26 protein-coding genes, 1 pseudogene and 2 riboswitches are annotated in these 21801 nt (G+C 64.9%); of the genes and pseudogenes, 11 read left to right on the top strand and 16 right to left on the bottom strand.

Translation table 11 applies throughout. The annotated features are described in order from the left end of the window. Nucleotides 1-9: 9 nt before the first annotated feature. Nucleotides 10-222, bottom strand: a riboswitch (cobalamin riboswitch). 180 nt (nt 223-402) lie between these two features. Next, a riboswitch (cobalamin riboswitch) is annotated at nt 403-608 on the top strand. Between the two features lie 104 nt (nt 609-712). The 3 genes from metE to HLA95_RS10510 are packed head-to-tail and all read left to right on the top strand — an operon-like array spanning nt 713 to nt 4894. Continuing rightward, the gene (metE, locus tag HLA95_RS10520) at nt 713-3046 is read left to right on the top strand and encodes a 5-methyltetrahydropteroyltriglutamate--homocysteine S-methyltransferase (RefSeq protein WP_191058986.1); all 2334 of its coding nucleotides are present in this window, start codon (nt 713-715) and stop codon (nt 3044-3046) included. 43 nt (nt 3047-3089) lie between these two features. Beyond that, nucleotides 3090-4124 (top strand): cobalamin biosynthesis protein CobW, encoded by a 1035-nt coding sequence (gene cobW / locus HLA95_RS10515; RefSeq protein ID WP_191058985.1) that lies wholly within the window; start codon nt 3090-3092, stop codon nt 4122-4124. Between the two features lie 14 nt (nt 4125-4138). Next, on the top strand, nt 4139-4894 hold the full coding sequence (locus tag HLA95_RS10510) for an acyl-CoA thioesterase (RefSeq protein ID WP_191058984.1): 756 nt from the start codon (nt 4139-4141) through the stop codon (nt 4892-4894). A 64-nt stretch (nt 4895-4958) separates the two neighbouring features. Here HLA95_RS10510 and HLA95_RS10505 read toward each other — a convergent pair whose 3' ends face one another. From HLA95_RS10505 to HLA95_RS10490, 4 genes are read right to left on the bottom strand one after another with little or no spacing between them, the layout of a single operon-like run. Then, nucleotides 4959-5468, bottom strand: coding sequence for a hypothetical protein (locus tag HLA95_RS10505; RefSeq protein ID WP_191058983.1), 510 nt, complete (start codon nt 5466-5468; stop codon nt 4959-4961). Continuing rightward, nucleotides 5465-5920: a hypothetical protein gene (locus HLA95_RS10500; protein ID WP_191058982.1), complete on the bottom strand. Its 456-nt coding sequence runs from the start codon at nt 5918-5920 to the stop codon at nt 5465-5467. Before HLA95_RS10500 ends, HLA95_RS10505 begins: the two co-directional genes overlap by 4 nt. Beyond that, complete coding sequence (locus HLA95_RS10495; RefSeq protein WP_191058981.1) at nt 5917-6291, bottom strand: hypothetical protein; 375 nt, start codon at nt 6289-6291, stop codon at nt 5917-5919. Before HLA95_RS10495 ends, HLA95_RS10500 begins: the two co-directional genes overlap by 4 nt. Continuing rightward, on the bottom strand, nt 6288-6683 hold the full coding sequence (locus tag HLA95_RS10490; RefSeq protein WP_191058980.1) for a hypothetical protein: 396 nt from the start codon (nt 6681-6683) through the stop codon (nt 6288-6290). Before HLA95_RS10490 ends, HLA95_RS10495 begins: the two co-directional genes overlap by 4 nt. Nucleotides 6684-7156: 473 nt before the next feature. Here HLA95_RS10490 and HLA95_RS10485 point away from each other — a divergent pair, with 473 nt between their 5' ends. Further along, nucleotides 7157-8050, top strand: coding sequence for an alpha/beta fold hydrolase (locus HLA95_RS10485; protein WP_222183257.1), 894 nt, complete (start codon nt 7157-7159; stop codon nt 8048-8050). Nucleotides 8051-8210: 160 nt separating this feature from the next. On the opposite strand, the gene HLA95_RS10480 is transcribed toward HLA95_RS10485, so the two are convergent. Further along, nucleotides 8211-8723, bottom strand: coding sequence for a MarR family winged helix-turn-helix transcriptional regulator (locus HLA95_RS10480; protein ID WP_191058979.1), 513 nt, complete (start codon nt 8721-8723; stop codon nt 8211-8213). A gap of 83 nt (nt 8724-8806) precedes the next feature. Between HLA95_RS10480 and HLA95_RS10475 the strand changes: the two genes are divergently transcribed. After that, a complete protein-coding gene (locus HLA95_RS10475) occupies nt 8807-9361 on the top strand; it encodes a YkgB family protein (RefSeq protein WP_222183255.1) in 555 nt (184 codons plus the stop codon). A gap of 86 nt (nt 9362-9447) precedes the next feature. Here the strand turns inward: HLA95_RS10475 and HLA95_RS10470 are convergent, their stop codons facing one another. The 3 genes from HLA95_RS10470 to HLA95_RS10460 form a co-directional block, all read right to left on the bottom strand. After that, complete coding sequence (locus HLA95_RS10470; RefSeq protein ID WP_222183315.1) at nt 9448-10044, bottom strand: ABC transporter ATP-binding protein; 597 nt, start codon at nt 10042-10044, stop codon at nt 9448-9450. Between the two features lie 261 nt (nt 10045-10305). Further along, entirely contained in the window at nt 10306-10671 is a 366-nt protein-coding gene (locus HLA95_RS10465) for a response regulator (RefSeq protein ID WP_191057519.1), read from the bottom strand. Between the two features lie 20 nt (nt 10672-10691). Next, nucleotides 10692-11753, bottom strand: a complete 1062-nt coding sequence (locus HLA95_RS10460) for an HWE histidine kinase domain-containing protein (protein WP_222183253.1) — start codon at nt 11751-11753, stop codon at nt 10692-10694. A 172-nt stretch (nt 11754-11925) separates the two neighbouring features. Here HLA95_RS10460 and HLA95_RS28145 point away from each other — a divergent pair. The 3 genes and pseudogenes from HLA95_RS28145 (at nt 11926) to HLA95_RS10440 (ending at nt 15564) form a co-directional block, all read left to right on the top strand. Continuing rightward, nucleotides 11926-12404: pseudogene (locus HLA95_RS28145) on the top strand (chemotaxis protein CheB). A 71-nt stretch (nt 12405-12475) separates the two neighbouring features. Beyond that, a complete protein-coding gene (locus HLA95_RS10445) occupies nt 12476-12721 on the top strand; it encodes a hypothetical protein (RefSeq protein ID WP_191057517.1) in 246 nt (81 codons plus the stop codon). A 395-nt stretch (nt 12722-13116) separates the two neighbouring features. Next, on the top strand, nt 13117-15564 hold the full coding sequence (locus HLA95_RS10440) for a hybrid sensor histidine kinase/response regulator (protein ID WP_191057516.1): 2448 nt from the start codon (nt 13117-13119) through the stop codon (nt 15562-15564). A 116-nt stretch (nt 15565-15680) separates the two neighbouring features. Here the strand turns inward: HLA95_RS10440 and HLA95_RS10435 are convergent, their stop codons facing one another. Beyond that, nucleotides 15681-15920 (bottom strand): hypothetical protein, encoded by a 240-nt coding sequence (locus tag HLA95_RS10435; RefSeq protein ID WP_222183251.1) that lies wholly within the window; start codon nt 15918-15920, stop codon nt 15681-15683. A gap of 247 nt (nt 15921-16167) precedes the next feature. On the opposite strand from HLA95_RS10435, the gene HLA95_RS29295 reads away from it, so the two are divergent. From HLA95_RS29295 to HLA95_RS10420, 3 genes are read left to right on the top strand one after another with little or no spacing between them, the layout of a single operon-like run. Beyond that, nucleotides 16168-16473, top strand: coding sequence for a type II toxin-antitoxin system RelE/ParE family toxin (locus HLA95_RS29295; protein ID WP_369076370.1), 306 nt, complete (start codon nt 16168-16170; stop codon nt 16471-16473). Nucleotides 16474-16483: 10 nt separating this feature from the next. Further along, entirely contained in the window at nt 16484-17608 is a 1125-nt protein-coding gene (locus HLA95_RS10425) for a HigA family addiction module antitoxin (protein ID WP_191057513.1), read from the top strand. 11 nt (nt 17609-17619) lie between these two features. Then, nucleotides 17620-18075 carry a hypothetical protein gene (locus HLA95_RS10420; protein ID WP_191057512.1) on the top strand — a complete coding sequence of 152 codons (456 nt, stop codon included), beginning with the start codon at nt 17620-17622 and terminating at the stop codon, nt 18073-18075. A 120-nt stretch (nt 18076-18195) separates the two neighbouring features. Here HLA95_RS10420 and HLA95_RS28920 read toward each other — a convergent pair whose 3' ends face one another. The 7 genes from HLA95_RS28920 to HLA95_RS10385 all read right to left on the bottom strand — a co-directional run bounded on the left by HLA95_RS28920 (nt 18196) and on the right by HLA95_RS10385 (nt 21800). Further along, nucleotides 18196-18423, bottom strand: coding sequence for an HGGxSTG domain-containing protein (locus HLA95_RS28920; RefSeq protein WP_306422275.1), 228 nt, complete (start codon nt 18421-18423; stop codon nt 18196-18198). Next, nucleotides 18350-18982: a hypothetical protein gene (locus HLA95_RS10410; protein WP_191057510.1), complete on the bottom strand. Its 633-nt coding sequence runs from the start codon at nt 18980-18982 to the stop codon at nt 18350-18352. The genes HLA95_RS28920 and HLA95_RS10410 overlap by 74 nt, the downstream gene beginning before the upstream one ends. Before the next feature lie 5 nt (nt 18983-18987). Next, on the bottom strand, nt 18988-19365 hold the full coding sequence (locus tag HLA95_RS10405) for a hypothetical protein (protein ID WP_191057509.1): 378 nt from the start codon (nt 19363-19365) through the stop codon (nt 18988-18990). Then, nucleotides 19362-19541 carry a hypothetical protein gene (locus HLA95_RS10400; protein WP_222183246.1) on the bottom strand — a complete coding sequence of 60 codons (180 nt, stop codon included), beginning with the start codon at nt 19539-19541 and terminating at the stop codon, nt 19362-19364. The genes HLA95_RS10405 and HLA95_RS10400 overlap by 4 nt, the downstream gene beginning before the upstream one ends. Nucleotides 19542-19600: 59 nt before the next feature. Continuing rightward, nucleotides 19601-19798, bottom strand: coding sequence for a hypothetical protein (locus HLA95_RS10395; protein WP_191057508.1), 198 nt, complete (start codon nt 19796-19798; stop codon nt 19601-19603). Further along, nucleotides 19795-19956 carry a hypothetical protein gene (locus HLA95_RS10390; RefSeq protein ID WP_191057507.1) on the bottom strand — a complete coding sequence of 54 codons (162 nt, stop codon included), beginning with the start codon at nt 19954-19956 and terminating at the stop codon, nt 19795-19797. Before HLA95_RS10390 ends, HLA95_RS10395 begins: the two co-directional genes overlap by 4 nt. 293 nt (nt 19957-20249) lie before the next feature. Continuing rightward, nucleotides 20250-21800: a YfjI family protein gene (locus tag HLA95_RS10385; protein WP_191057506.1), complete on the bottom strand. Its 1551-nt coding sequence runs from the start codon at nt 21798-21800 to the stop codon at nt 20250-20252. Nucleotide 21801 lies beyond the last annotated feature (1 nt).

The following is a 21801-nucleotide window of genomic DNA, read 5'->3' as shown; positions in this document are numbered from 1 at the left end:
CGCCCGAGAACGTGGACGACGTCACCGGCAGGTCTCCTGGCTCGCGGCTCGACGCTGCCCTCCGGCCTTCCCGGCGACGCTTCGCCAGTGACCATCCAGGGGAGATCAGCTCACCGCTCACAGTTGCGGGGGCAGCTCCGGCTCAGCCTTAACCCAAGGCCTTCCGGATTCCCGTCTTAGCTCCGGCATACCTGCCGGAGAACCCGTGACCTCAATATCTAGCGGTATCCGGTTGATCAATGTCAACGGCTAGGGTTGATCAACCAGTATTTATGCACAGGTAAGCGTATCTGTGGATAACCGATGCCAAGGCATCTGCCGTCCACGATCACGGAGCAGCCTCATCGTCATAAACACATAAAGATGTCTTTATCCAGCAATTGACAGCAACGCATGCCGACGCTTTACTGGCTGCGTCGAGGTGCTCCCGTTCGCTGCGTTCGCGTGGTGGCGGGAGCTAAGAGGGAAGCCGGTGCGAGGCCGGCGCTGCCCCCGCAACTGTAAGCGGCAAGTGACGATCCACTCCGTGCCACTGGGCTCGTCCCGGGAAGGCCGGATCGTTATGCGGAGCCGTGAGCCAGGAGACCTGCCCCGACAAACGACGTCCTCCGGCGGGGTGCCCGGTCAGGCCGCATGCGGATTGTCGGGCTGCGCCCGGAATCTCCTGCAGGGTCCTGTCATCGAGCCTCGTCGCAACATCAGGCTCTGAGACATGACCGCACCTGTCCGCGTCGCTACCCTCGGCTTTCCCCGCATCGGTCCGAAGCGCGAACTGAAGATCGCACTGGAAGGCTACTGGGCCGGCAGGATCGGTGCAGACCAGCTGCTCGCCACGGCGGCCGAGCTGCGGAGCTACACCTGGCAGCGCCAGCGTGACCTCGGCGCCGACATCGTCCCGTCCAACGACTTCTCGCTCTACGACCATGTGCTGGACACCAGCGCCATGGTGGGTGCGGTGCCGGACATCTATGGCTGGTCGGGCGCACAGGTCGATCTCGACACCTACTTCGCCATGGCGCGCGGCACGCATGCCTCCGGGGACGCCGGTGGCTGTGCCCACGGTCATGCCCATGCCGGTACCGGCGTGCCGGCCACGGAGATGACCAAGTGGTTCGACACGAACTACCACTACATCGTCCCGGAGTTCAGTGCCGACCAGACCTTCCGCCTGGCCTCCACCAAACCGCTCGACGAGTATCTCGAAGCGAAGCGGCAGGGCATCGAGACGCGGCCCGTGCTGCTCGGGCCGGTCAGCTACCTCCTGCTCGGCAAGGCGACGACCCCCGACTTCGATCCTCTAACCCTGCTGCCGCGGCTCCTGCCGGTCTATGCCCAGGCGCTGACAGCGCTCAAGGACGCAGGGGCGGGCTGGGTGCAGATCGACGAGCCCTGCCTGGTGCTCGACCTGAGCGACGGGGCGCGCCATGCCTATCGTGAGGCCTATGCGGCGCTCGCCGATGCGCTCCCGGGCCTCCGCCTGATGCTGACCACCTATTTCGGCGGCGTCGGCGACAACCTGGACACCCTGCTGGCCCTGCCGGTCCACGGCCTGCATGTCGACCTGATCCGGGCACCTGGCCAGCTTGCGGAAGTCGTGGCACGGAGCCGGCCCGATCAGGTCCTTTCCCTGGGCGTCGTCGACGGGCGCAACGTCTGGAAGGCGGACCTGAACGCGATCCTGGAGCGCGTGGCCCCGCTGGTCCAGGCGGGCCGCGAGGTGACCCTGGCGCCCTCCTGCTCCTTGCTGCATACGCCGATCGACCTGGAGCGCGAGACCGACCTGGATCCCGACGTCCGGAACTGGCTGGCCTTCGCCGTCCAGAAGGTCGCCGAGTTGGCGGTGCTCGCCCGGGCGCTCAACGAGGGACGCCACGCCGTGCAGGCGACGCTTGACGCATCCACCGCCGCGGTCGCCTCGCGCCGGACCTCGCCCAAGATCGTCGACCCTTCAGTCCGCGCACGTGCCGGGAGCAGCGATGCCGGCTTGGCGCATCGGCAGTCCCCGTTTCGGGAGCGGGCGAAGGCCCAGCACGCCAAGCTGGGCCTGCCGCTCTACCCGGCCACCACGATCGGCTCGTTCCCGCAGACGCCGGAGGTCCGCAAGGCGCGGGCCGACCATGCCAAGGGCGTCATCGACCATGCCGCCTATGCCGGCTTCCTGCGCGAGGAGACTGCCCGCACGGTGCGCTGGCAGGAGGAGATCGGCCTCGACGTGCTGGTGCATGGCGAGTTCGAGCGCAACGACATGGTGCAATATTTCGGCGAGCAGCTATCGGGCTTCGCCTTCACCAGGCATGGCTGGGTGCAGTCCTACGGTTCCCGCTGCGTTCGCCCGCCCATCATCTTCGGCGACGTCTCCCGGCCGCGGCCGATGACCGTGGAGTGGTGGCGCTACGCCCAGTCCGTCACGCAGAAGCCGATGAAGGGCATGCTCACCGGGCCGGTGACGATCCTGAACTGGTCCTTTGTGCGTGACGACCAGCCGCGCGCGGAGACCTGCCGCCAGATCGCGTTCGCCATCCGCGACGAGGTGGTCGACCTGGAGGCCGCCGGGGCGCCGATCATCCAGATCGACGAGGCGGCACTGCGCGAAGGCCTGCCGCTGCGCCGGACCGAATGGCAGTCCTACCTGGACTGGGCAGTCGAGTGCTTCCGCATCACCGCGTCCGGCGTGCGGGACGAGACCCAGATCCACACCCACATGTGCTACTCGGAATTCAACGACATCATCGAGGCGATCGGCGCCTTGGATGCCGACGTCATCTCGATCGAGACGTCGCGCTCGAAGATGGAGCTGCTGGGCGCCTTCTCGGGCTACCGCTATCCGGCCGAGATCGGGCCGGGCGTGTACGACATCCACTCGCCCCGGGTCCCGCCGGCCGAGGAGATGGTCGACCTGCTCAAGGCAGCGGCCGAGCGGCTGCCGGCCGAGCAGCTCTGGGTCAACCCCGACTGCGGCCTGAAGACCCGCAAATGGGACGAGGTACGGCCGGCCCTGGTGAACATGGTCGCGGCGGCGCGCCGGATCCGGGCGAGCACCACCTGAGGCTCCACCCTGTCTGTCCCTGAAGAACCCGATCGGGAACCCCATGGCAAAGATTTCGGCCACCATCGTCACCGGCTTTCTCGGCAGCGGCAAGACCACGCTGATCCGCCACCTGCTGCAGAATGCCGGCGGCCGCCGCCTGGCGCTGATCATCAACGAGTTCGGCGAGCTCGGGGTGGATCGCGAGCTGCTGCTGGGCTGCGGCGACGCCACCTGCCGCGCCGAGGACGTGGTCGAGCTGGCCAATGGCTGCATCTGCTGCACGGTGGCCGACGACTTCATCCCGACCATGGAGAAGCTGCTGGCGATGGCGCCCGCACCCGACCACATCGTGATCGAGACCTCCGGCCTGGCGCTGCCCAAACCGCTGGTGAAGGCATTCGCCTGGCCGGGCATCCGCGAGCGGGTGACGGTGGATGGCGTGATCACGGTGGTCGATGCTGCCGCCGTGGCGGCAGGCTTGTTCGCTCCAGACCCGGCAGCGGTGCAGGCCCAGCGCGAGGGCGACACCAGCCTCGACCATGAGACGCCGCTTGAGGAGTTGTTCGAGGAGCAGGTCGGCTGTGCCGACCTGGTCGTGGTGAACAAGGCCGACCTCGTCGCGGACGCCGACTGGCCCATCGTGGAGCGGTCCGTCACCCAGGACCTCCGGCTGCAAGCGCGCATGGTCCGTGCCACCGAAGGTCGGCTCCCGGTTTCGGTGGTACTCGGCATCGGCGCCGCCGCCGAGGGCGACCTGGAAACGCGACCCTCGCATCACGATGGCGGGGCCGACCATGATCACGACGACTTCGAGAGCTTCGTTGCGGAGCTGGGCCAGGTATCGGACCCGGACCGTGTGGCCCGGGCCTTGGCCGCGATCGCCGACCGCTACGGCGTCCTGCGCCTGAAGGGCTTTGCCGAGGTCGCGGGTAAGCCGCTGCGCCTGGCCATCCAGGGGGTGGGCGGCCGCGTGACCCTCGGCTTCGATCGGTCATGGCGTCCGGACGAGACGCGCCGGAGCAGCCTAGTAGTCATCGGGGAGAAGGGTCTGGATCAGAAGGCCATTCTGGCGGAGATCGACGCTATGACAGCGTGACGGGCCAGCGCGGCATGGCTGATACGACGCATCTTATCGACATCGTGTTCCCAGGCGACACCAACCATCACGGCACGCTGTTCGGCGGGGTCGGCTTGGCACACATGGACAAAGTAGCCTTCATCGCCGCCACCCGCCACGCGCATGGGCCAATCGTCACGGCCTCCTGTGATCGGATAGACTTCTCCGCACCGGCCCATCTGGGCGAGATGGTCGAATTCGCGGGCCGGGTGGTCCGAGTTGGTCGCCGGTCGCTGGGGATCGAAGTGACGATGATTGCGGAAGCCGTGGCCGGTGGGCGCCGCCTGTGCTCGCGGGCCGTGTTCAACATGGTGGCGGTGGCCAATGGGGCGGCTTCCTCACCGCTACCATCGCTGCCGCCCATGGCCGATGTGCCCGGTGCCTCTCCCCTGCGCATGGTCGAGATGGTGTTCCCGGAGTGGACCAGCCACTATGGCAGCCTGCACGGCGGCCATGCCCTGGCCGCAATGAGCAAGGCGGCGTTCGTCTGTGCCACCCGCCGCTGCCACAAGGCGGTGGTGCTCGCCGCGGCACAGCACGTCGACTTCACGAGCCAGATCCAGATTGGCGAGATCATCGAGCTGGCCCCGCGGATCGTGGCGACCGGCCGCTCCTCCATGAGCGTCGAGGTCGAGCTGTGGGCCAAGAGCCTGCTGTCAGGTGAGCGCCGCATGTGCGGCCATGGAGTTTTTGTCATGGTCGCTGTGGGAGACAATCATCGGCCGTCCCCTTCGGTCGCGGTGTTGTGACTTCCAAGGCAAAGCCGCCCCAGGTTTCCCTGAGACGGCTGCTTGAGGTGTGCTGTGGTTGGCGTCAGGACGCCACAGCCGTGCTCCTGCCACGACCGGTCTTCTTTGCCGGCGCCGCCAGCAGATGAGGCGGCACGACCTCACACTCACCCTCGATGATCCGGCCGAGCCGCGTCTCGATCAGCTCGATGTCCCGGTCCTCGTGGTCGCTGCCGGCCTTCTCGATCCAGTCGGCAAAGCGCTGCAGCTGCCGGCGTGCCTCGGGCGTGTCGAGCGGTACCGCGCAGGCCTGCTCGACCAGGCCGAACATGACCGCCCGGCGCCGCACGATCCGCTCCACCGCCTTCTCGTAGCGCTCCGTGCCCTCCCGCATGCAGCGCAGGTTGTCCAGCGCCCAGAAGTTCTGGTCGACCGCCTCTAGCCATTCCAGGCGCAGGGCGTTGACGCGGCCGGCGGCGCTCTGATCGAGCCTCGCTGCATCGATCTGCCGGGCGGACTTGGCGGTGAGCGACATGGCGGTTCTCTTCAGGGAGTGATCGATACCGAAGGCGAGGGCAGGGGCTGACAGGTTCATGCCCGGTACCTCCGCATCATCAGGAGGTCGTTGGCGATCGTGCAGGCAGCCCAGGTGTCGATGCTGGCATCCTTGTAGTCGACCCAGTCGAACTGGTCCTCGTCCCGCCGGAGCCAGGCGATCGCGGTCACCTTGGCGAGTAGTCCCTCCTGCGTGGTGGCCCGCATACCGATCATCCTGTGCGCGAGCGCCCAGACCTTCTGGAAGGCTGCCTCGTTCTCGTCCTCGATCGCCTGCACGAAGTGCGTGCTGGCGTTGCGGGCATAGGTGGCCTCCTCGGCCTCCCAGGCCTGCTCCAGCGTGTCTCGGAGACGGAGGAGCTCGACATCCGGATGTCGCGGCGCTGGCGAGGGCTCAGCGATCGCGGGCGCCGCGATCGCGGCAATACCCATCGTCGTGGCTGCGCCGACGTGCTCGAGCAGGTTGCGACGGCTGGTGCTAATCGCGTTCATGCCCGCCCTCCCATCAGCAGCATGGACTCGACGTCCGCAAAGATGCTGGCCAGCCAGTCATCGTCGTCGAGCGGATCCTCGCGGCGATAGAAGTCGATCTTGAGCTGAAGATCGTCGGCCGACCGGGCGGGGGTGCGGAAGATCCGCGTCTCCAGGTTATCCCAGGCCTGGCGCTTTGCTTCCGTCGCGTCGCTGTCCTCGTCGATCCGGCTCTCGATCTTCCAAGCGGCGACCGCCTCCTCCCACTGGCGGATGAGCGACCTGATCGAGCTGTCTTGATGGTGGGACGTCGCTGCGGCGCCTGTGGCAGCGATCGCCGGCGCTGCCGCCAGAGTGCTGAGCAGGGTACGGCGGCTGGTGTTCATGCTCATGTCGACACCCCCGTCAGCAGCATCCGCTCCACGTCCCGGAAGATGCTGAGCAGGATCGGGTGGTGGATGTCCTCCTCGTCCGGCGCGTCTGCGAGCAGGTCGTTGGCCAGCGCCGCCTTGATCCGTAGATCCTCTTGGCTCGTTGACCGGTACTGCGCGATCCGCTCCTCGACGTCGAAGATCGGAGTCCACAGGGCGTCGAGCGCATCGCCGTCTTGCAAGGCGAGCAGCTGACGCCGCCTGGCCAGCAGCTCCTCGCGTTCCTGCCAGAGGGGGAAGAGGGCGGATCCGGCAGGGGCGGCGGCAGCGGTCGCGGTGACGCCGATCACAGGTGCAGCGACGATCCCCCCGAGCAGTGTGCGGCGGGAGATGGTAAAAGTGGCCTCAGCCATGACCGATGGCTCCATCGGTTGGTGGTTAGGGCCGGTCGAGGAGTGATGATCCTCGGCCGGTCCGCGCTATAACCGATATCGGTGTTATCTATAGATGTCAACGCCGATATCGGTTATGACGGCGTTATGAGCAAGCGACCTCAACTTACCGAAACCAAGCTCGTGCGGATGTCGCCGGAGCTGATCTCCGCGATATCCATGTGGCGGCGCCAACAGGACCCACTTCCGAGTGAGGCAGAGGCCATCCGCCGCCTGGTCGAGCTCGGCCTACAGGCTGCAGCTGCCGAGAAACCTCAGGCTCCGGCCACTTCCTCTCAGTCGCCTGGAGGCACCTGAGGCAGGGCCTGCGGTGATAGGTAGAGTGCTGTCGAGGCAGCGGCCCTGAACGGCTTCAGCTGTTCATCACGGTGGCGGCACCGGCACCTGGCTGAGTGGTTGAGCTTGCTGCTCGGCAACTGAGGGGGAGCGCCACAGTGGCTCACGCCATCCTGCACGACACGTTCGAGGCGAACGGTACACGGCTCCATTACGCTCGTTGCGGGCAAGGGAGGCTGCCTATCCTGCTGCTCCACGGCTGGCCGGAGTTCTGGTTCACCTGGGAGCCGGTGATGGTGCGCTTGGCTGATCGCTTCGACATGATCGCCCCCGACCTGCGGGGCTTCGGCAACAGCCGAAAGCCAGACGCGGGCCCATCCGATCGTGTCGGGTCCGAGGTGCACGCGCGGGACCTGCTGGCATTGCTCGACCATCTGGACCTTGGCCGCGTTGGGATCGTGGGCCACGACGTGGGTGCTGTCGTCGCACAAGCCTTCGCCCGGATGCAGCCAGAGCGTCTGACCCGGCTCTTCTTCTTCGACTGTCCCTATCCTGGCATCGGGTCACGCTGGGCTGCGCCGGGCCATTTGGCGGAGATCTGGTACCAGTCCTTCCACCTGAAGCCGTGGGCTGCAGATCTCGTTGGCTCCTCGCGAAAAGCCTGCCGTGTCTATTTCGGCAACATGCTCCGCCACTGGGCGGCCGGTAACCCGGCTGCATTCGAGGGGGAGGTGCTGGAGGCCTGGGTCGACAACTTCCTCAAGCCTGGCAACCTGCAAGGCGGCTTCGACTGGTACCTGAGCCGCAACGCCGCTCGTAGCGCCGCGATGCAGCGCGAGGACCCGCAAGAGCCGCCGATCGCGATCCCCACCTGCATTCGCTGGGGCGCGCTCGATCCAGTGCTCAAGGTCGAATGGATGGATCGGTTGGAGGAGTATTTCACCGACCTCGATGCCGCGCCGCTCGAAAGTATCGGCCACTTCCCGCGTCGCGAGGATCCAGACCGTGCCTCAGCCGAGATTGCCGCCTGGTTCGGGAAAGTTTCGGCTTAGTTCGGCGATGTCGCAGCCTTCAGCCCATTCCGCTCGCCATCACCACCAAGCCCTCATCCCGCGCTGCAAGGATCAACATCAACTTCATCCGAACGCGGCTGCCTTTGTGACGCTTCCGCAGGAAGTTGCGGCCGATGGCTGTCACTGAAATCCGGACCTGTCACTCTTTGGATCTCAGCGCTTTTTCGACCGGACAATCCACACACACCGTCTGATCGCAAAGCCGGCACACGGAATAGGCGTGGTCGAGGTCCTGGATCAGGCCGCCCAGCAGTTTCTCAGCAAGGCGCCCAAAGACCTCGCGCTCAGGCGCATCCAGAAGGTCCAGGGCACGTGCCAAGCTGCCCTGACGCGCATCTAGAATAGCCAGCCTGCTTCGTTCGCCGGCTTGGGTCAGGTGCAACGAGACCGCTCGGCGGTCAGCCGGAGAAGGCTGCCGCACAATCAGTCCATCAGCAACGAGCCTATCTACCAGACGCACCGCACCTGGGTGTGAGAGGTGCAACGCCCGCCGTAGCCGCTCGATCGGCAGCCCTGGTTCGTGTCCCAGCAATGTGATCGCTGCTGCAGCCGGTCCAGGCTCAGGCGCTTGGCCCTGTGTGCCGCGCAGGACGGCATCGGACAGTGCCATCACCAGGGCGCCGACCACGTTCTCGATCTTCGCATTCTCCATCCATTAAAAATATATGCGCGACGCATAGACATCAAGAGAGCGTGCAGTTATATGCTTCACGCATACAATTGCTGGAGACAGTCATGCAGCACCGCCCGATGGCCGCTCACCGAACGCTTGCCCTACTGAATCGCCCTGAGCACGCTGAGCATCTCAGATCGGCCGGCCGCGCCGTCGCGCTGACAGGCATCGTCCTACCGCTCGCGATGATCGGCATTCTCAAGTTCACGCAGATCGAGATCGATGCGCTCAAGCCGCTGATCAGCGGGACGCCCTGGCTCGCCTGGCTCTACCCGGTCTTCGGCGAAGCCGGTGCTTCCTACCTGCTAGGCACCGTCGAGCTGCTGACGGCCGCACTTCTGATCGCTTCGCCCTGGTCAGCCCGCGCCGGTGTCGCTGGAGGTGCACTCGCCAGCCTGACCTTTGCCGTCACCGTGTCGACCATGTTCGCGCTGCCGATCTGGGAGGCTGCATCAGGCGGGTTTCCATGGCTCAATGCAACGGGCTCGTTCTTGATCAAAGATGTGGCGCTGCTGGGCATCAGCCTGGTCGTGCTCGGGGAAAGCCTTGGGCGTTGGTACCACAAGCATGTCATCGCGTGGCACATGGCGGCAGAGACAACAGAAACTGAAGCTTGATGCCTTGTCGGCTTGGCGTATTGGATAAGGCAGTGGTCCAGCAAGACCTCCTCACGTTTCGAGGCCGGCGCCATCTGGGCGATCGGTTAGATCAGCGTGCTGCCTGGCGCTCGGTCCAGGATCCGCCGCCGCGGCAGGAGATAGGACCCTTCCGGCAATTGGCCACGTGCCGCCTCGATGCGGAAGACGGTCCTGAGGTTGGGCGCTGCCGTCACCTCTCCGGGGTCGCCCGCCGCCACCACGCGGCCCCGGTCGAGCAGGACGAGGCGGTCGCAGAAGCGCACCGCCGCGGCCAAGTCGTGCAGGACCACCAGGACGGTGGCGCCGCTCTGCGCCAGCGACTGCAGCCGCTCCATCACCTCGAGCTGATGGTAGGGATCGAGACCGGCGGTGGGCTCGTCGGCGAGCAGGATGGCGGGCTGGCCGGCCAGCGCCCGGGCCAGGAGGACGCGCGCCCGCTCGCCGCCGGACAGCGTGTCGACCGCGCGTGCCGCCAGGCCCGCGCAGTCCGTGGCGGCCAGGGCTTCGGCGACCGCCGCGTGATCTGCCGGTCCAGGGCCGTTCCAGCCCTGGCGGTGCGGCAGCCGGCCGAGCATCACCAGGTCGGCGACGCTGAGCCGCCAGTGGATGGTGTCGGCCTGGGGCAGGTAGGCGAGCTGGTGCTGGAAGTTGCCGAGCGTCAGAAAACACCGCGGAGAGCAGCGGCCTGATGCTGTGTGCCTTAAGTCTCAGCCGTCCGCTTATCACAGAAATGGTCCAGCGTCTGAGCCGGATGATGTCTACTGCTGAACTTCCAGCGGCAACATCGATGTGTTCCTCGTCCGGGTGCTCTTTAGGCAGATGGCAATCGAGCCGGGCCCACTGATCACCGGCTCCTCTGTCACATGTCTACGGCATCGCACTCGCACATGCCGCACACCTATATCTGAATCCTTTTATCTTGGTCAGGCAATCATTCGTCGAGCTGCCCGCAATATGTCTCGCTCTACATAAGGCTTAGAAAAGAAAAGGCTATTTGGTGGCAAAGTCACATCAGTTGATGCATAGATGCCTGACGTCAGAATGATCGCGATGGGTGGCCAGCGATCTCGGATATAGGCAGCCAGCTTTATCCCATCCATGCCGGGCAACATGTCGATGTCGGAGAACACGAGCCGAATGTCGTTGCGGTTTTCCAGGATGCTGATGGCCTGGGCAGCATTTGCTGCAGACACGGCCTCAAAGCCCGCATCTTCCACCATGTCCACCGCTGCCAATCTCAGTAGCGGCTCATCCTCGACCACCAGGATGACTTGTCGTGTCGCAACCAACGCCCAAGCTCCCTCCGTTCTTACGACTGACGCACCTGGGCGAGAGGTGCTCTGAACTCAGCCTCCAGGCCTGACGGCAGATAACGAAGCTCCGCACCGCCGGTTCCAACAAGGCCCATGTGGATAAGCTTCGACCCAAAGCCTCGGCGCTTCGGTTCCTTGGCAGGTGGTCCACCCTTTTCACGCCACGCCAGCACAAGCTCCGCATCGTCTTCCTGGCCCTCGAGCTGCCAATGCAGGACGACACGGCCACCTTCTTTGGAAAGTGAGCCGTACTTTAGCGCATTGGTCGTCAGCTCATGAAGGAGCAGCGACACCCCCAAGACCGTGCGGGGTCCAAGCTTGATCTCAGGTCCAACGATATCGAACCGGTCGATATCAGCCAGGGTCCCGAGCACATTAGAAACGACCATGCCAAGTTTGGCGGCCGACCAGTTTTGCTGGAGGAGAACGTCGTGCGCGGAAGACAGCGCATGGAGGCGCTGGAGAAACGCATCGACTGGTTCTCGATCAGTAACCGGGCGAAAGGTCTGCATGGCGATAGCCTGGATCATCGCAAACATGTTCTTGAGGCGATGGTTCAGCTCATGAACCATAAGCTGTTGCTGAGCCGTCAGAGCATCCCGTTCAATGATCGCCTGTCGCAACTCCAGCTGATTTTCTACCTGCCGTGCTAGGTTCTTGAGGCCGACGGCCTGCTGCTCGGTCAACCCGCCCGGACGTTTCTTGTCATCGAGGACGCAGAGGCTTCCCAGCACCTCTCCCGTTGCCGCTCGGAACGGCGCGCCGGCATAGAACCTGATGTGAGGATCACCCGTGACCAGCGGGTTGTTCCGAGTTCGCTCGTCCTGGGTAAGATCAGGGATGACGAGCAGCTCCGGCTCAAGCAGGGCGAAGGCACAGACCGAGCTGTCAAGGTCGGTCTGGCGGGCCTCGAACCCGATCCGCGCCTTGAACCATTGATGGTCGGCAGCAACGAGGCTCACCAAGGCGACTGAAGCGTCACATACCTGCGCAGCCAACTGCACGATGTTGTCGAAGCCCGGCTCGGCGGGTGTGCCAAGGACAGCGTAGCGGGCCAAAGCCGCAAGCCTGGCGGGATCACGAACATGATCAGGAGGGTGCACGATGGATGCTCTGGCCCAGGATCGGAACGCTAGATGACGCTGAAGGGGATCTGGACCATCTCAACTCTAAGTGCTCTACATGACATAAGGGCAGGGCGTCGATCCAGCGCCACCTGTTCATCGCTACATCCTGCTCATTCCCGGAGGAAAATCCAGCGCATGTTGCCAGCTGCGGGCGATCCTGGCGCGCCGCTTCGCCCTGCCGGTCGCCATTGCCAAGGAGGAGCAACGGTTCAAGCTAGGCTGCGTTTATATCGGCCAGCCGGCCGAGCACCTCACCTTGGCGGCCAACAGCTTCAGCAAGCTCGTCCAGGATCCGGACCGCCAGCACCGCAACCACAGGGTCGACCTGCTGTTCCGGTCGGTGGCGGCCCATGCTGGCAGAGGATGATCGGCGTGGTGCTGTCCGGTAACCTGGACGACGGGTCACGCGGCCTGGCCGCGATCCATCAGGCCGGCGGCATCACCATGGTGGTGACGCCCGAGCCCAAATCCTGGCGCGGCATGCCGGAGAACGCCATCGCCTATGACGGCCCGATCAACCTGATCGGCAGCCCGGACGAGATCGCGGCCGGCATCCAGGGGCACTGCCGGGCAGGGCGGTAGAACAAGCTGACCGGCGGCGGAACCCCCTGACCCGGCCTCGAGTTGCCCAAGCCACCACGCCGGCCCTTACCATGCCCGACCCCGAGATCCCCCTGGCGCAGGTGTACGTCATCGCTTGGATCCGGCGCGATCCGCCGACCCTGCGCGAGATCCTGCGCATCGTGGCCCTGTCGCGTCCGGAGTTGCTGTTCGGCGTGGCCTCGGCGCTGCGCAAGGGCCGGATCCAGCCCGGGCTGGAGCTGGCCATCATCGACTGTCCGCCAGGGGAGGCGGGCGCGCTGCGCGGCGAGATCGAGGAGCGGATGCAGGAGCCGTGATCGCCTAGCACCTCCGCCGCCTTCCCATGGCGGCACCACTTGGTTGGCCCGCAGCGCCCACAGGCCACACGCACCGCCGCCTGACGACCAAGAGGTTTGGCCACGGTCTTGTCGCGCAGGCAGGACGTCGATGCTCCATCCTGCCTTCCTCGAGCCAGTGCAGGACAGCTGCAAGCGATCGGTGCGACGAGACATCGGTTGACGCCGGGCCCTGGGCATGAGCGGTACCTGGGGAGGCCGGCAGCATTGCAGCAAGGCCAATCATGAGCCGGACACCCGGTAGGACAGATCTATCGCCGGCCGGGGCTCGAACGATTGATGCAAGCTCGGAAAGCCTGATGTGGATGCGTCGACGGGGCAGGCTATCGTCCTGGCAACCTTGTACAGTTGCCTTGTTGAGCACATTGCTGACCCTATTGATGGGTGCTGGCATTGTGGGGGCCTTTCTGACCGAGAGCCGGCGACTGGCGCTGGTTGCGTCCGAGCATGAGCTGGCAGCCATCAGCCGATCCGCCAGCGGCGCCACGCAGCGAGCCTTGGCGACACTCGATCTCATCGTGACAGTTGCAGCCAATGAATTCCGCCACGGTCATTTCAAGCTCGATGAGATTCAGGCTTGGCTTCGCGGCTATGCGCCATCCGATCAACAGCTGCGTGCGTTCGAGACGGGCATCCTGATCGGTCCAGACGGACGGGTAGCCTTCTCGGCCTCACCGACAGACGTCAGTGTCGATCTAAGTGACCGTGATTATGTCCGTCACCACCAGGAGCATCCCGACAGCCGCATGTTCATCGGCCGGCCCGTCAACGCCCGGACCACTCCGAAAAGTTGGATCGTTCCCCTCAGCTGGCCAATGCGGAAAGCAGACGGCGCGCTGGCCGGCATCTTCAGTGTTGCGATCGACTGGGAGCTCTACATCGACATCTTCAGCGGCCTGCTGCTCCGACCCGACCAGCGGCTGACCCTCATCGACAAGGCAGGCGTCGTCTATGCCCGCGATGCGGCACACTGGCCGGACCGCACGTTGCCGCCGGAACGGCCGCTCTGGCTGGACGAGTGGCTAGCGCAGCCATCGCCGCTGCTGACCACCAGCGACTTTGTGATCGCTGTCAATGCGGTGCCAGGAACGGACCTGCATCTCGTGGTCGCGCACAGGATAGACAACATCCTGCAGGATTGGCGGCTTCAAGCGTGGGGGGCTGCTGGGGCCGTCGGCGTGATCGCCTTGGTCATGGGACTGCTCAGCTGGTGGCGGCAGTCCCAGAGCCTGGCGCTGCGCCAGGCGTTGCATGCGGCCGAAGCTGCCAAGTTGGAAGCCGAACGAAGCGAGCTGGCCAAGGGGCAGTTCCTGGCGGCGATGAGCCACGAGATCAGGACGCCGATGACCGGCGTGCTGGGTATGACCGACCTCCTGGCCAAGGAACCTCTGAGCAGCCGCCAGCAGGACCAGGTCCGTGCCATCCGCTCCTCCGGCAAGCATTTGTTGCACATCATCAACGACATCCTGGACTTCTCCCGGCTGGAAGCCGGCGGGGTCACGCTGGAGCAGGTCGACTTCTCCCTGGCGACGCTGCTAGAGGATGTGCGCATGCTCATGTTGCCGCAGGCGACCGAGCGTGGCCTCAGCTTGACCGTCGATCTCGACGAGCATTCCCCGCCGGTGGTGCGCGGCGATCCGACCCGTCTGCAGCAGGTCCTCATCAACCTGATCGGCAACGGCCTGAAGTTCACCAGCAGTGGCGGGGTGAGCGTGATGGTCCGCTGCGGCAGCACTCACAGCGGGATGGTGCCGTTCCGCTTCGAGGTGCGCGACACCGGCATCGGGATCTCCGCGGAAGGCCGCAGGAAGCTGTTCCAGGCGTTCAGCCAGGCCGACCAGACGATTGCGCGCCGGTTCGGTGGCACCGGCCTGGGCCTTGCCATCAGCCGGTACCTGGTCACGGCCATGGGCGGCGAGATCGGAGTCGCGAGCGAGCCCGGCAAGGGAAGCACGTTCTTCTTCGAGATCCGGCTGCCGATCGGCTCGATCCTCATCCCCAGCAAGGGCCGCCAAGTCTCCAGCACCAGGCCGGTGCGGCCGCTGCGGATCCTGGTGGCCGATGACGTGGCCCTGAATCGCGAGCTGTTGCAGATCTCGCTGGAGCAGAACGGCCACCGGGTCTTGCTGGTGGAGAATGGCGAGCAGGCGGTGGCGCGGGTCGGCCAGGACCGCTTCGACGTGGTGCTGATGGATGTGCAGATGCCGGTCATGGACGGCATCGAGGCCACCCGGCGGATCCGGAAGCTGCCACGGCCAGCAGGCCAGGTGCCGATCCTGGCCCTGACGGCCAACGTGATGGAGGGGGAGCAGCAACGCTGCCTGGCGGCCGGCATGAACCGGGTCCTGACCAAGCCGATCGACTGGGACCGGCTGTTCGATACGCTTGCGGCGGTCACGGAGGGGGCAGCCCGACCCGAACCAAGGGAGGCTGTGGCAGCGGGCGTGCCTGAACAGGTTACAGCGCTCCTTGATCGGCAGCGCATCGACAGCCTGCGGAAGATGGCCGGGCCAGCCAAGCTGGAGCAGTTCCTGGCCAACGCGATGACGTCGGCCAGGGCGCTGGCGGCCGAGGTGGAATGTATGCAGGGTGACCTTGAGGCGGTGACCAAGCCGGCCCATCGGCTGGCCGGCACTGCTCCCAGCTTCGGCCTGCTGCGCATCGGCATCCTGGCCCGTGCCATCGAGCAGGCGGCAGCCGATGGCCAGCGCATCGATGACCTGGTCGTCCAGCTGCAGCAGGCCGTCAGCGACACCGAGGCCGAGATCGCGGCAGCAGGAGTGTTCGACGGGGGGACGAGGTAGAGGTTCCGCCCGGCGATCAGCAGCCTGCCAAAGCCAGTCGCCTCCCTTTCCATCGACAGGTCAGGCAGACCCTGATCCTCCAGGCTTGCTTCTCCTGGGGCCCCGCTGCGCCTCGTTCAGCCGGAGCTGGTGCTTCGGACGATGATCTCGACCTCGGCGATCACGGCCGGCTCATCGATGCCCTCAGGCCGCTCCTCGAAAAGGCAGTCAGCGCAGAACATGCCGAACGAGCCATTTCTCCGCAGGTACATCCGCTGGCCATCGCCGAGCACGTAGGTGGCGGTGAACCAGGTCCGCTTCTCCAGTATCTCGGCCGGTGTGCGTCCAGTCAGGTTCGAAAGCAGGCTGCCCGCCATGGTCATCGCCTTCCTGATAATTGAAGCCCTGTCCTGGAAGGGCAGGCTCGCGCTGCCAGGCCATCAGCTGCAAGAGGCTTTGTTTGGCTGCGGCGTTCGCCGCTATTCCCTGAGGAGGCACGTCCGCGGCCTCAGCCACGACTCGGCCGATCGAGCCTGTCCCTGAGCTCCATTATGCAGAGATTCCAAACATCAAGTTAACGCCTGGCGTTAAGTCGATAATTGACACCTGCACGACGAGTCCCATATGCTCTGGGGCATGAAGGTCGTGTTCGCAGACCAGAAGCTTGCCCTAATCCATACGGATCGCGCTCACGAGCTCGGCCTACCGTTCGCAGTTATCAAGAGGGCGCGGGAAAAGCTAAACTTCCTGGCTCAAGCGCCTGACGAACGAACGTTAAGGAGCTGGAAGTCGCTTAACTATAAGAGACTCGAAGGAAATGGTGATCGTCGTCAGATACGGATAAATGACCAATTCCGGATCATCTTTGAAATGGATGAAGCAGCTACACCTTGCGTAATCACTGTGCTGGAGATTGGCGATCCGCACTGAGGGAATGGGCATGGACGGAAACACCTATACTGGGGATGTGCCTCATCCTGGATACTATATCCGGGAGGAGCTGGAGGCTCGTCAGTGGACTCAGCGGGATCTCGCCTACATCCTTGGTACGCCTGAGCAGGCCGTGAATATGATCATCTCTGGCAAGCGCGGGATCAGCCCGGAGATGGCAAAGGCGTTGGCTCAGGCCTTTGACGTTCATGCCGACTTGTTCGCGAACCTGCAGCGCGCCTACGACATGGCTCGTGCTCGGGACCCTGATCCTGGGGTCGCGCGCCGCGCGCGGCTACAATCGGTTTATCCAGTTCGGGAGATGATCAGGCGCAACTGGCTCACCGATTCCGATGCGGGCATGCTCGAGGCGCAGATGGCAGCCTTCTTCGAGGTAGCCAATGCCAATGAGATCCCGCATCTGCAGCATGCTGCCAGGAAGTCGTCCTATCACGACGAAGTACCTCCCGCGCAGCTCGCATGGCTCTTCCGGGTTCGCCAGATCGCGCGAACGATGGTGGTCGGGCGGTATTCTGAGAAAGCACTGAGGGAGGCGCTGCAGCGGCTTCGAACCCTTTTGGCTGACCCGGAGGAGGCCCGCTCGGTTCCAAGAATCCTCGCCGAGTGCGGCGTAAGGTTGGTGATCGTGGAAATACTGCCTAACGCAAAGATCGACGGGGTCTGCCTCTGGCTCGACAAGAGCTCTCCCGTGATTGGCCTATCCATGCGCTTCGATCGCATTGATAACTTCTGGTTCGTCCTGCGACACGAGATCGAGCATGTGCTTCGCAAGGACGGTCAGGAGCAAGAGATCATCGATATAGAGGTTGAGGCCAAGCGTCCCATTGAGGAACTTCCCCCGGAAGAAGTGGCTGCGAATGCCGCTGCAGCTTCCTTCTGCGTGCCGCAAGACGAGATGAATTCCTTCATCGCCAGGAAAGCACCATTCTTTGCTGAGCGGGATGTCATCGGTTTCGCGCGACGGCTGGGGGTTCATCCCGGGCTTGTGGTTGGGCAGATCCAGAAACGTACGGAAAGGTGGGATTTTCTTCGGCGCTATCTGGTTAAGGTCCGTGCGTTCGTTCTTCCAGGTGCCATTGTCGATGGCTGGGGCGTAGCTGCACCCATCGACTGAGGAGGAAAGCGGTGACAACTCGCAACGAGCAATTGCAACGGGCGTGGCGCGAATACGAACGAGCCAACGGCCATCTCCCTGCAAGTGCGCGCGATGCTAGTATGTGGGCTGTTCAGAACGGTCTGATACCTCTGCCTGAAGTGGACCCCTACGACGTTCTTGCGGACGCCATGTCGCGAGCTCTGCGCGAGGAGTATGCAACGGACCGGAAGGGACGCCGCTACCGCGTGAACCACGCCGTCCGTGTCACACGGCGGGGTGTGCAGTATACCATGTGGGCGGTCATGCAAGCCGCTCCGCGCGAGCACATGCAAAAAGCCTTCACGCAGCGACGTGAGCAAGTGGTTGGAGACCTCGTGCAACTGGCAACGGATGTGCAAGTCTACAATGAAATGCACAAAGATGCCGAGCCGATCCAGCTCATACTCGACTTCAACTGCGACGTTGAAGAGAGGCTTGCGGCTTAGCTGCGCTAGGTCGTAGTCACCCCAAGGGGTTAAAGCGGAAGTTTACTGTCTGTCTTTGATTATCTCGTAGAGATGGTCCGTAGAGGAAGAGGCCGGCTTCCTGAGACCGTTAGATGCCCCTCAGACCAGCTCCGCCGCCTCCCGCAGCAGCCGCGCCACCCGCTGCCGCAGCTCCTGCATCTCCCGGGTGCGTCTGCCGGTGCGATAGCGGCCATTCGCAGCGCCGGTGGGAGCACCACTGCCGCGAGCTCCTCCGTGCATCCGGCAGCGCCTCTTACCTCTCACTGCAGGTGCTCGGCACGCTAATCCGCTCCGCGTCTTCGCCCCGCACCGAGGGCAGTCCAGCATCGGCCAATGTTGCATGGGGTTGATGTCCAATCCGTCCTTCACCCCCACCCCCTGTGGTCACGTTGCCGACGATCGCCTGGCCTCCGGCTTCCACCGTCACATGCTCGACCCGTACCGTCTGCTGGCCCTTGCCGCGGTGCTTGTTCAGCGTGTCGGTGAGGAGGGCATAGGTCCGCAGCAGCTTGTTCGCGAAGCCCAGCGACGATTGCCGGCCCTCGAAGGTCTGCTCCGGTAGGGCTGCTCGGCGGAAGCACTCCATGGCCGCATCATGCGTCGCCACCATCTGGGCGACCAGCTGGCCTTCGATGGCGTCCTGTGGCGCCATGGCCTTCATCGTGTTGACCGCGGCCCACTGCTTCCAGTCGAGCAACTCCTGGGTCGGGGTGGAGCCGTAGAACAGGGCCTGGGCGACCTGGTCGACCAGCCGAGACGTCACCGTGCCAGAGGCGACGCCGGAGATCTCCGGCTTGTCTGCCCAAGTTTCGACCAGCCGCGCGATCGTCGGGGGCGGCTTCATCGGCGCTGGCCCCTGCTCGGGCGTCTCCTTCTTCTTCACCATCCAGCTCACTCCGGGATCGGGTCGTTCAGGTTAGTCATCGCGTCCTCGTGCCGGCGCTGGGCCTCGAAGGTGGCCATATTCGCCCGCTGCTGGCGCCGCAGCTCGGGAGAGACGGAGGTCGAGGAACGCCCCTGGCGTGCTGCTCCCTCCTGGCTCCCCGCCCGGCTCTCCCCCGGCACTTTGCCGGGTGGGGACGCATTCTCCCGTCGCTCCGGCTCCGACAGATAGAGGTTCCAGACCGGGTTGCCGTGCTCGTCGTCCTCGCCGCGAAAGCCAACCACCCGGGCCTTGGCCAGCCAGCCGGTGAGATACACGTTGCCCTTCGCACTGGTCCGCTCGGTGAGCGTGGTCAGCAGCACCTTGGGCGCCTGATAGCCGGTCATGGGTTCGTCTCCGCCGGCAGGACATTCGCCTGCATCAGCCAGGCACGGGCCTCCTCAGGCGGAACGTCCCAGGCGTAGGCACAACCCTCCACGGCCGCGGCCGCGCCGTACTGCTGGACGATCTCCTGCCAGAGGTGACGATAGTTCTCGCCGTCTTCCGGATGATCATTTGTCATAATCCGGCTTTGTACATGTGCGGCAGCAGTGGTCTGTCCGCATCCGGAGCATCTCCAGGTCATCGGCAGCGTTCCTCCTCGAGGATGTCGGTGACCGCGTCGATGAACTGCATCAAGCGGTCGAGCAGGGCAGGGCTGAGGCTGCGCAGGGGTGCCGTGATCACCGGCTGGCCGCCCACCAGGACGATGCCCCAGCCGCGGTGGCGGGCTTCGGCCAGAGCCGCGATCGCATGGGCGCGCGCTGCCGGATCGGTCATGGCAGGAACTCCTGCTCGATCGCGTCGAGCTCGCCGCGCAGCACGACCTCGCCAGGATCCAGGATCCCATCGCCGTGCAGGAGCAGCCCGTGCAGCTGGTCGAGCAGAGCTGGATCGGTCGTCCGCCTGCGCGTGTCGACCAGGATGCCGCTCGGCAAGGCCTCGACATGCCAGCCAAGGGACCGAGCATGATCGAAAGCTGGGGGTACAGTAGCTGCTAGCCTTGCTACCGTTGCTACCTCTGCTACCCGAGAAGCCGAAAAGGGGCCAAACCGGCCAGAAACGCCGCCGGAAGGTAGCAAAGGTAGCGGGGTAGCAGGGGAGGGTCGCGGGGGCGCGTGCGCGCGCGCATGTGCGCGTCCGCGCGCGCGAGAAGTGGCGGTGGAGGAGAGAGAAGAAGAAAGACAGCTCTCTCCCTCTCTCCTCTGCGCCTCCCAGCGCTCGGCCAGGCTCATGGCACGCCCCGCCACTCGGGGTTGACCACCAGCCGCTCTGCTCGGGCCTCTTTCACCACCCTGGCCAGCCCATGCTCGGTGAGCTTGGCGATCGCCGCATCCCGCCGCTCCTTGGCCCGAACCCGTGAGGGCCCGAACTGCAGGATGCGTTTCATCGACGGTGCCTCGGGCTCTTCCATGGCCCACGACAGCAGCGCTTCGGCATCGGTCGCCACACCATCCCGCCCGATCATGCCGAACAGGCGCCTGGCTTCATGGAGATGCCAAGCCGCGATCTCGACGCCGGCTTCCATCAGCTCCGGCCCGATCTCGCCGGTCGGCCCGTGCACCAGCACATGCAGCACCGCGGCGATCCGCGCCGCATGATCGCCCGCCTTGGCACCGAAGTCGGTGAGATCGCCGAGCTCACCGCGGATGCCGAGCTCACACTCGACGTCGTCGAAGAAGGAGCGCCAGCGTTCGAACGCAGCCTGGCTCAAGGGCAGGACCGGTGGCTTCAGTACCATCGGAAGATCCGCCTCCGGATCCACCGGCAGTGGCATCTCCAAGAGCTGGGTCAGGCGCTCGTCCCAGACCGCCAGGGCAGGGGTCTCGGTCGATCCCGGGCGATAGAGGCGGGTGCCCATGGTCGAGCGCGGCCACGCGATCAGGAACCGCGCCAGGAAGCCGTTCTCCCGGCTGACACCGTCACCGGCGGCCAGCAGCTTGCTCACCACCTGGGCCTGCATCATGAGACTGGCAGTGAACCTGCGGCCGCGTAGCTCGACGCTCTCCCGGGTCGAGCGCCGTCGGGTGAACGGGTTGCCGTCCCACAGCCGGTTCAGGAGCGAGAGGTAGCGGGTGATCGCTTCCTCGCTCATCCCATGGCCGCCGACCACAAGCCCGCCTTCATCCGACCACAGGGAAGAGGATGGCCAGCCATTGGCCAGGTCGATCGACAGCGCTTCAGGGTTGGTGTCCTCCATGAACAGGACCGGCAGCGGATCAACGGCCGGCATCGACCCCATGCCCTGCAGCGCCGCCTCGAGCTCCTCCGCCTTGTCCCGCTCCTCCCGCTTGGCGGCGCCCACGACCTTCTTGATCGCCGCGAGCAGGCCGTCCCGCTTGGCCGTCCAGATTGCCCGCCGGTCCTTCTGCTGCTCGTGCTCCGCACGCTGGTTGGCTCGCTGGAGCTGCTGCCACTGCCGGATCGCCCGAGCCATCCGCCGATCCGCCGTGGTCTTGCGCTCGCCACTTTCGGCGACCATGAGCAGGTTCAGCCCGATCGGGCCCACTAGGCTTGGAGTACGCGCGACGTCAGCAAGGGCTTGGGTTGCCAGCGACGCCGTCGCCAAAGCACTGCATGCGACCAGGGCCACGGGCTGCTGGCCGTAGGCGCATATGTCGGTGACGGCGTCCCGCATGATCCTCGGCAGGAGATGCAGCGGATACTCCAAAGGCCGCTCATGGTGGGCGAAGAGCGGCACCATCTCGGGCCAGGGCGCCTCGGCCGCCGCCTTCTCCGCTGGTGCTACGGCCCGCTCCTTCAGCTCGACGACATTGGCCACC

The sequence above is a fragment of the Geminicoccus harenae genome, assembly GCF_019800005.1.
Taxonomy (GTDB): Bacteria; Pseudomonadota; Alphaproteobacteria; order Geminicoccales; family Geminicoccaceae; genus Geminicoccus; species Geminicoccus harenae.
This window is presented reverse-complemented; position numbering and strand designations above follow the sequence as displayed.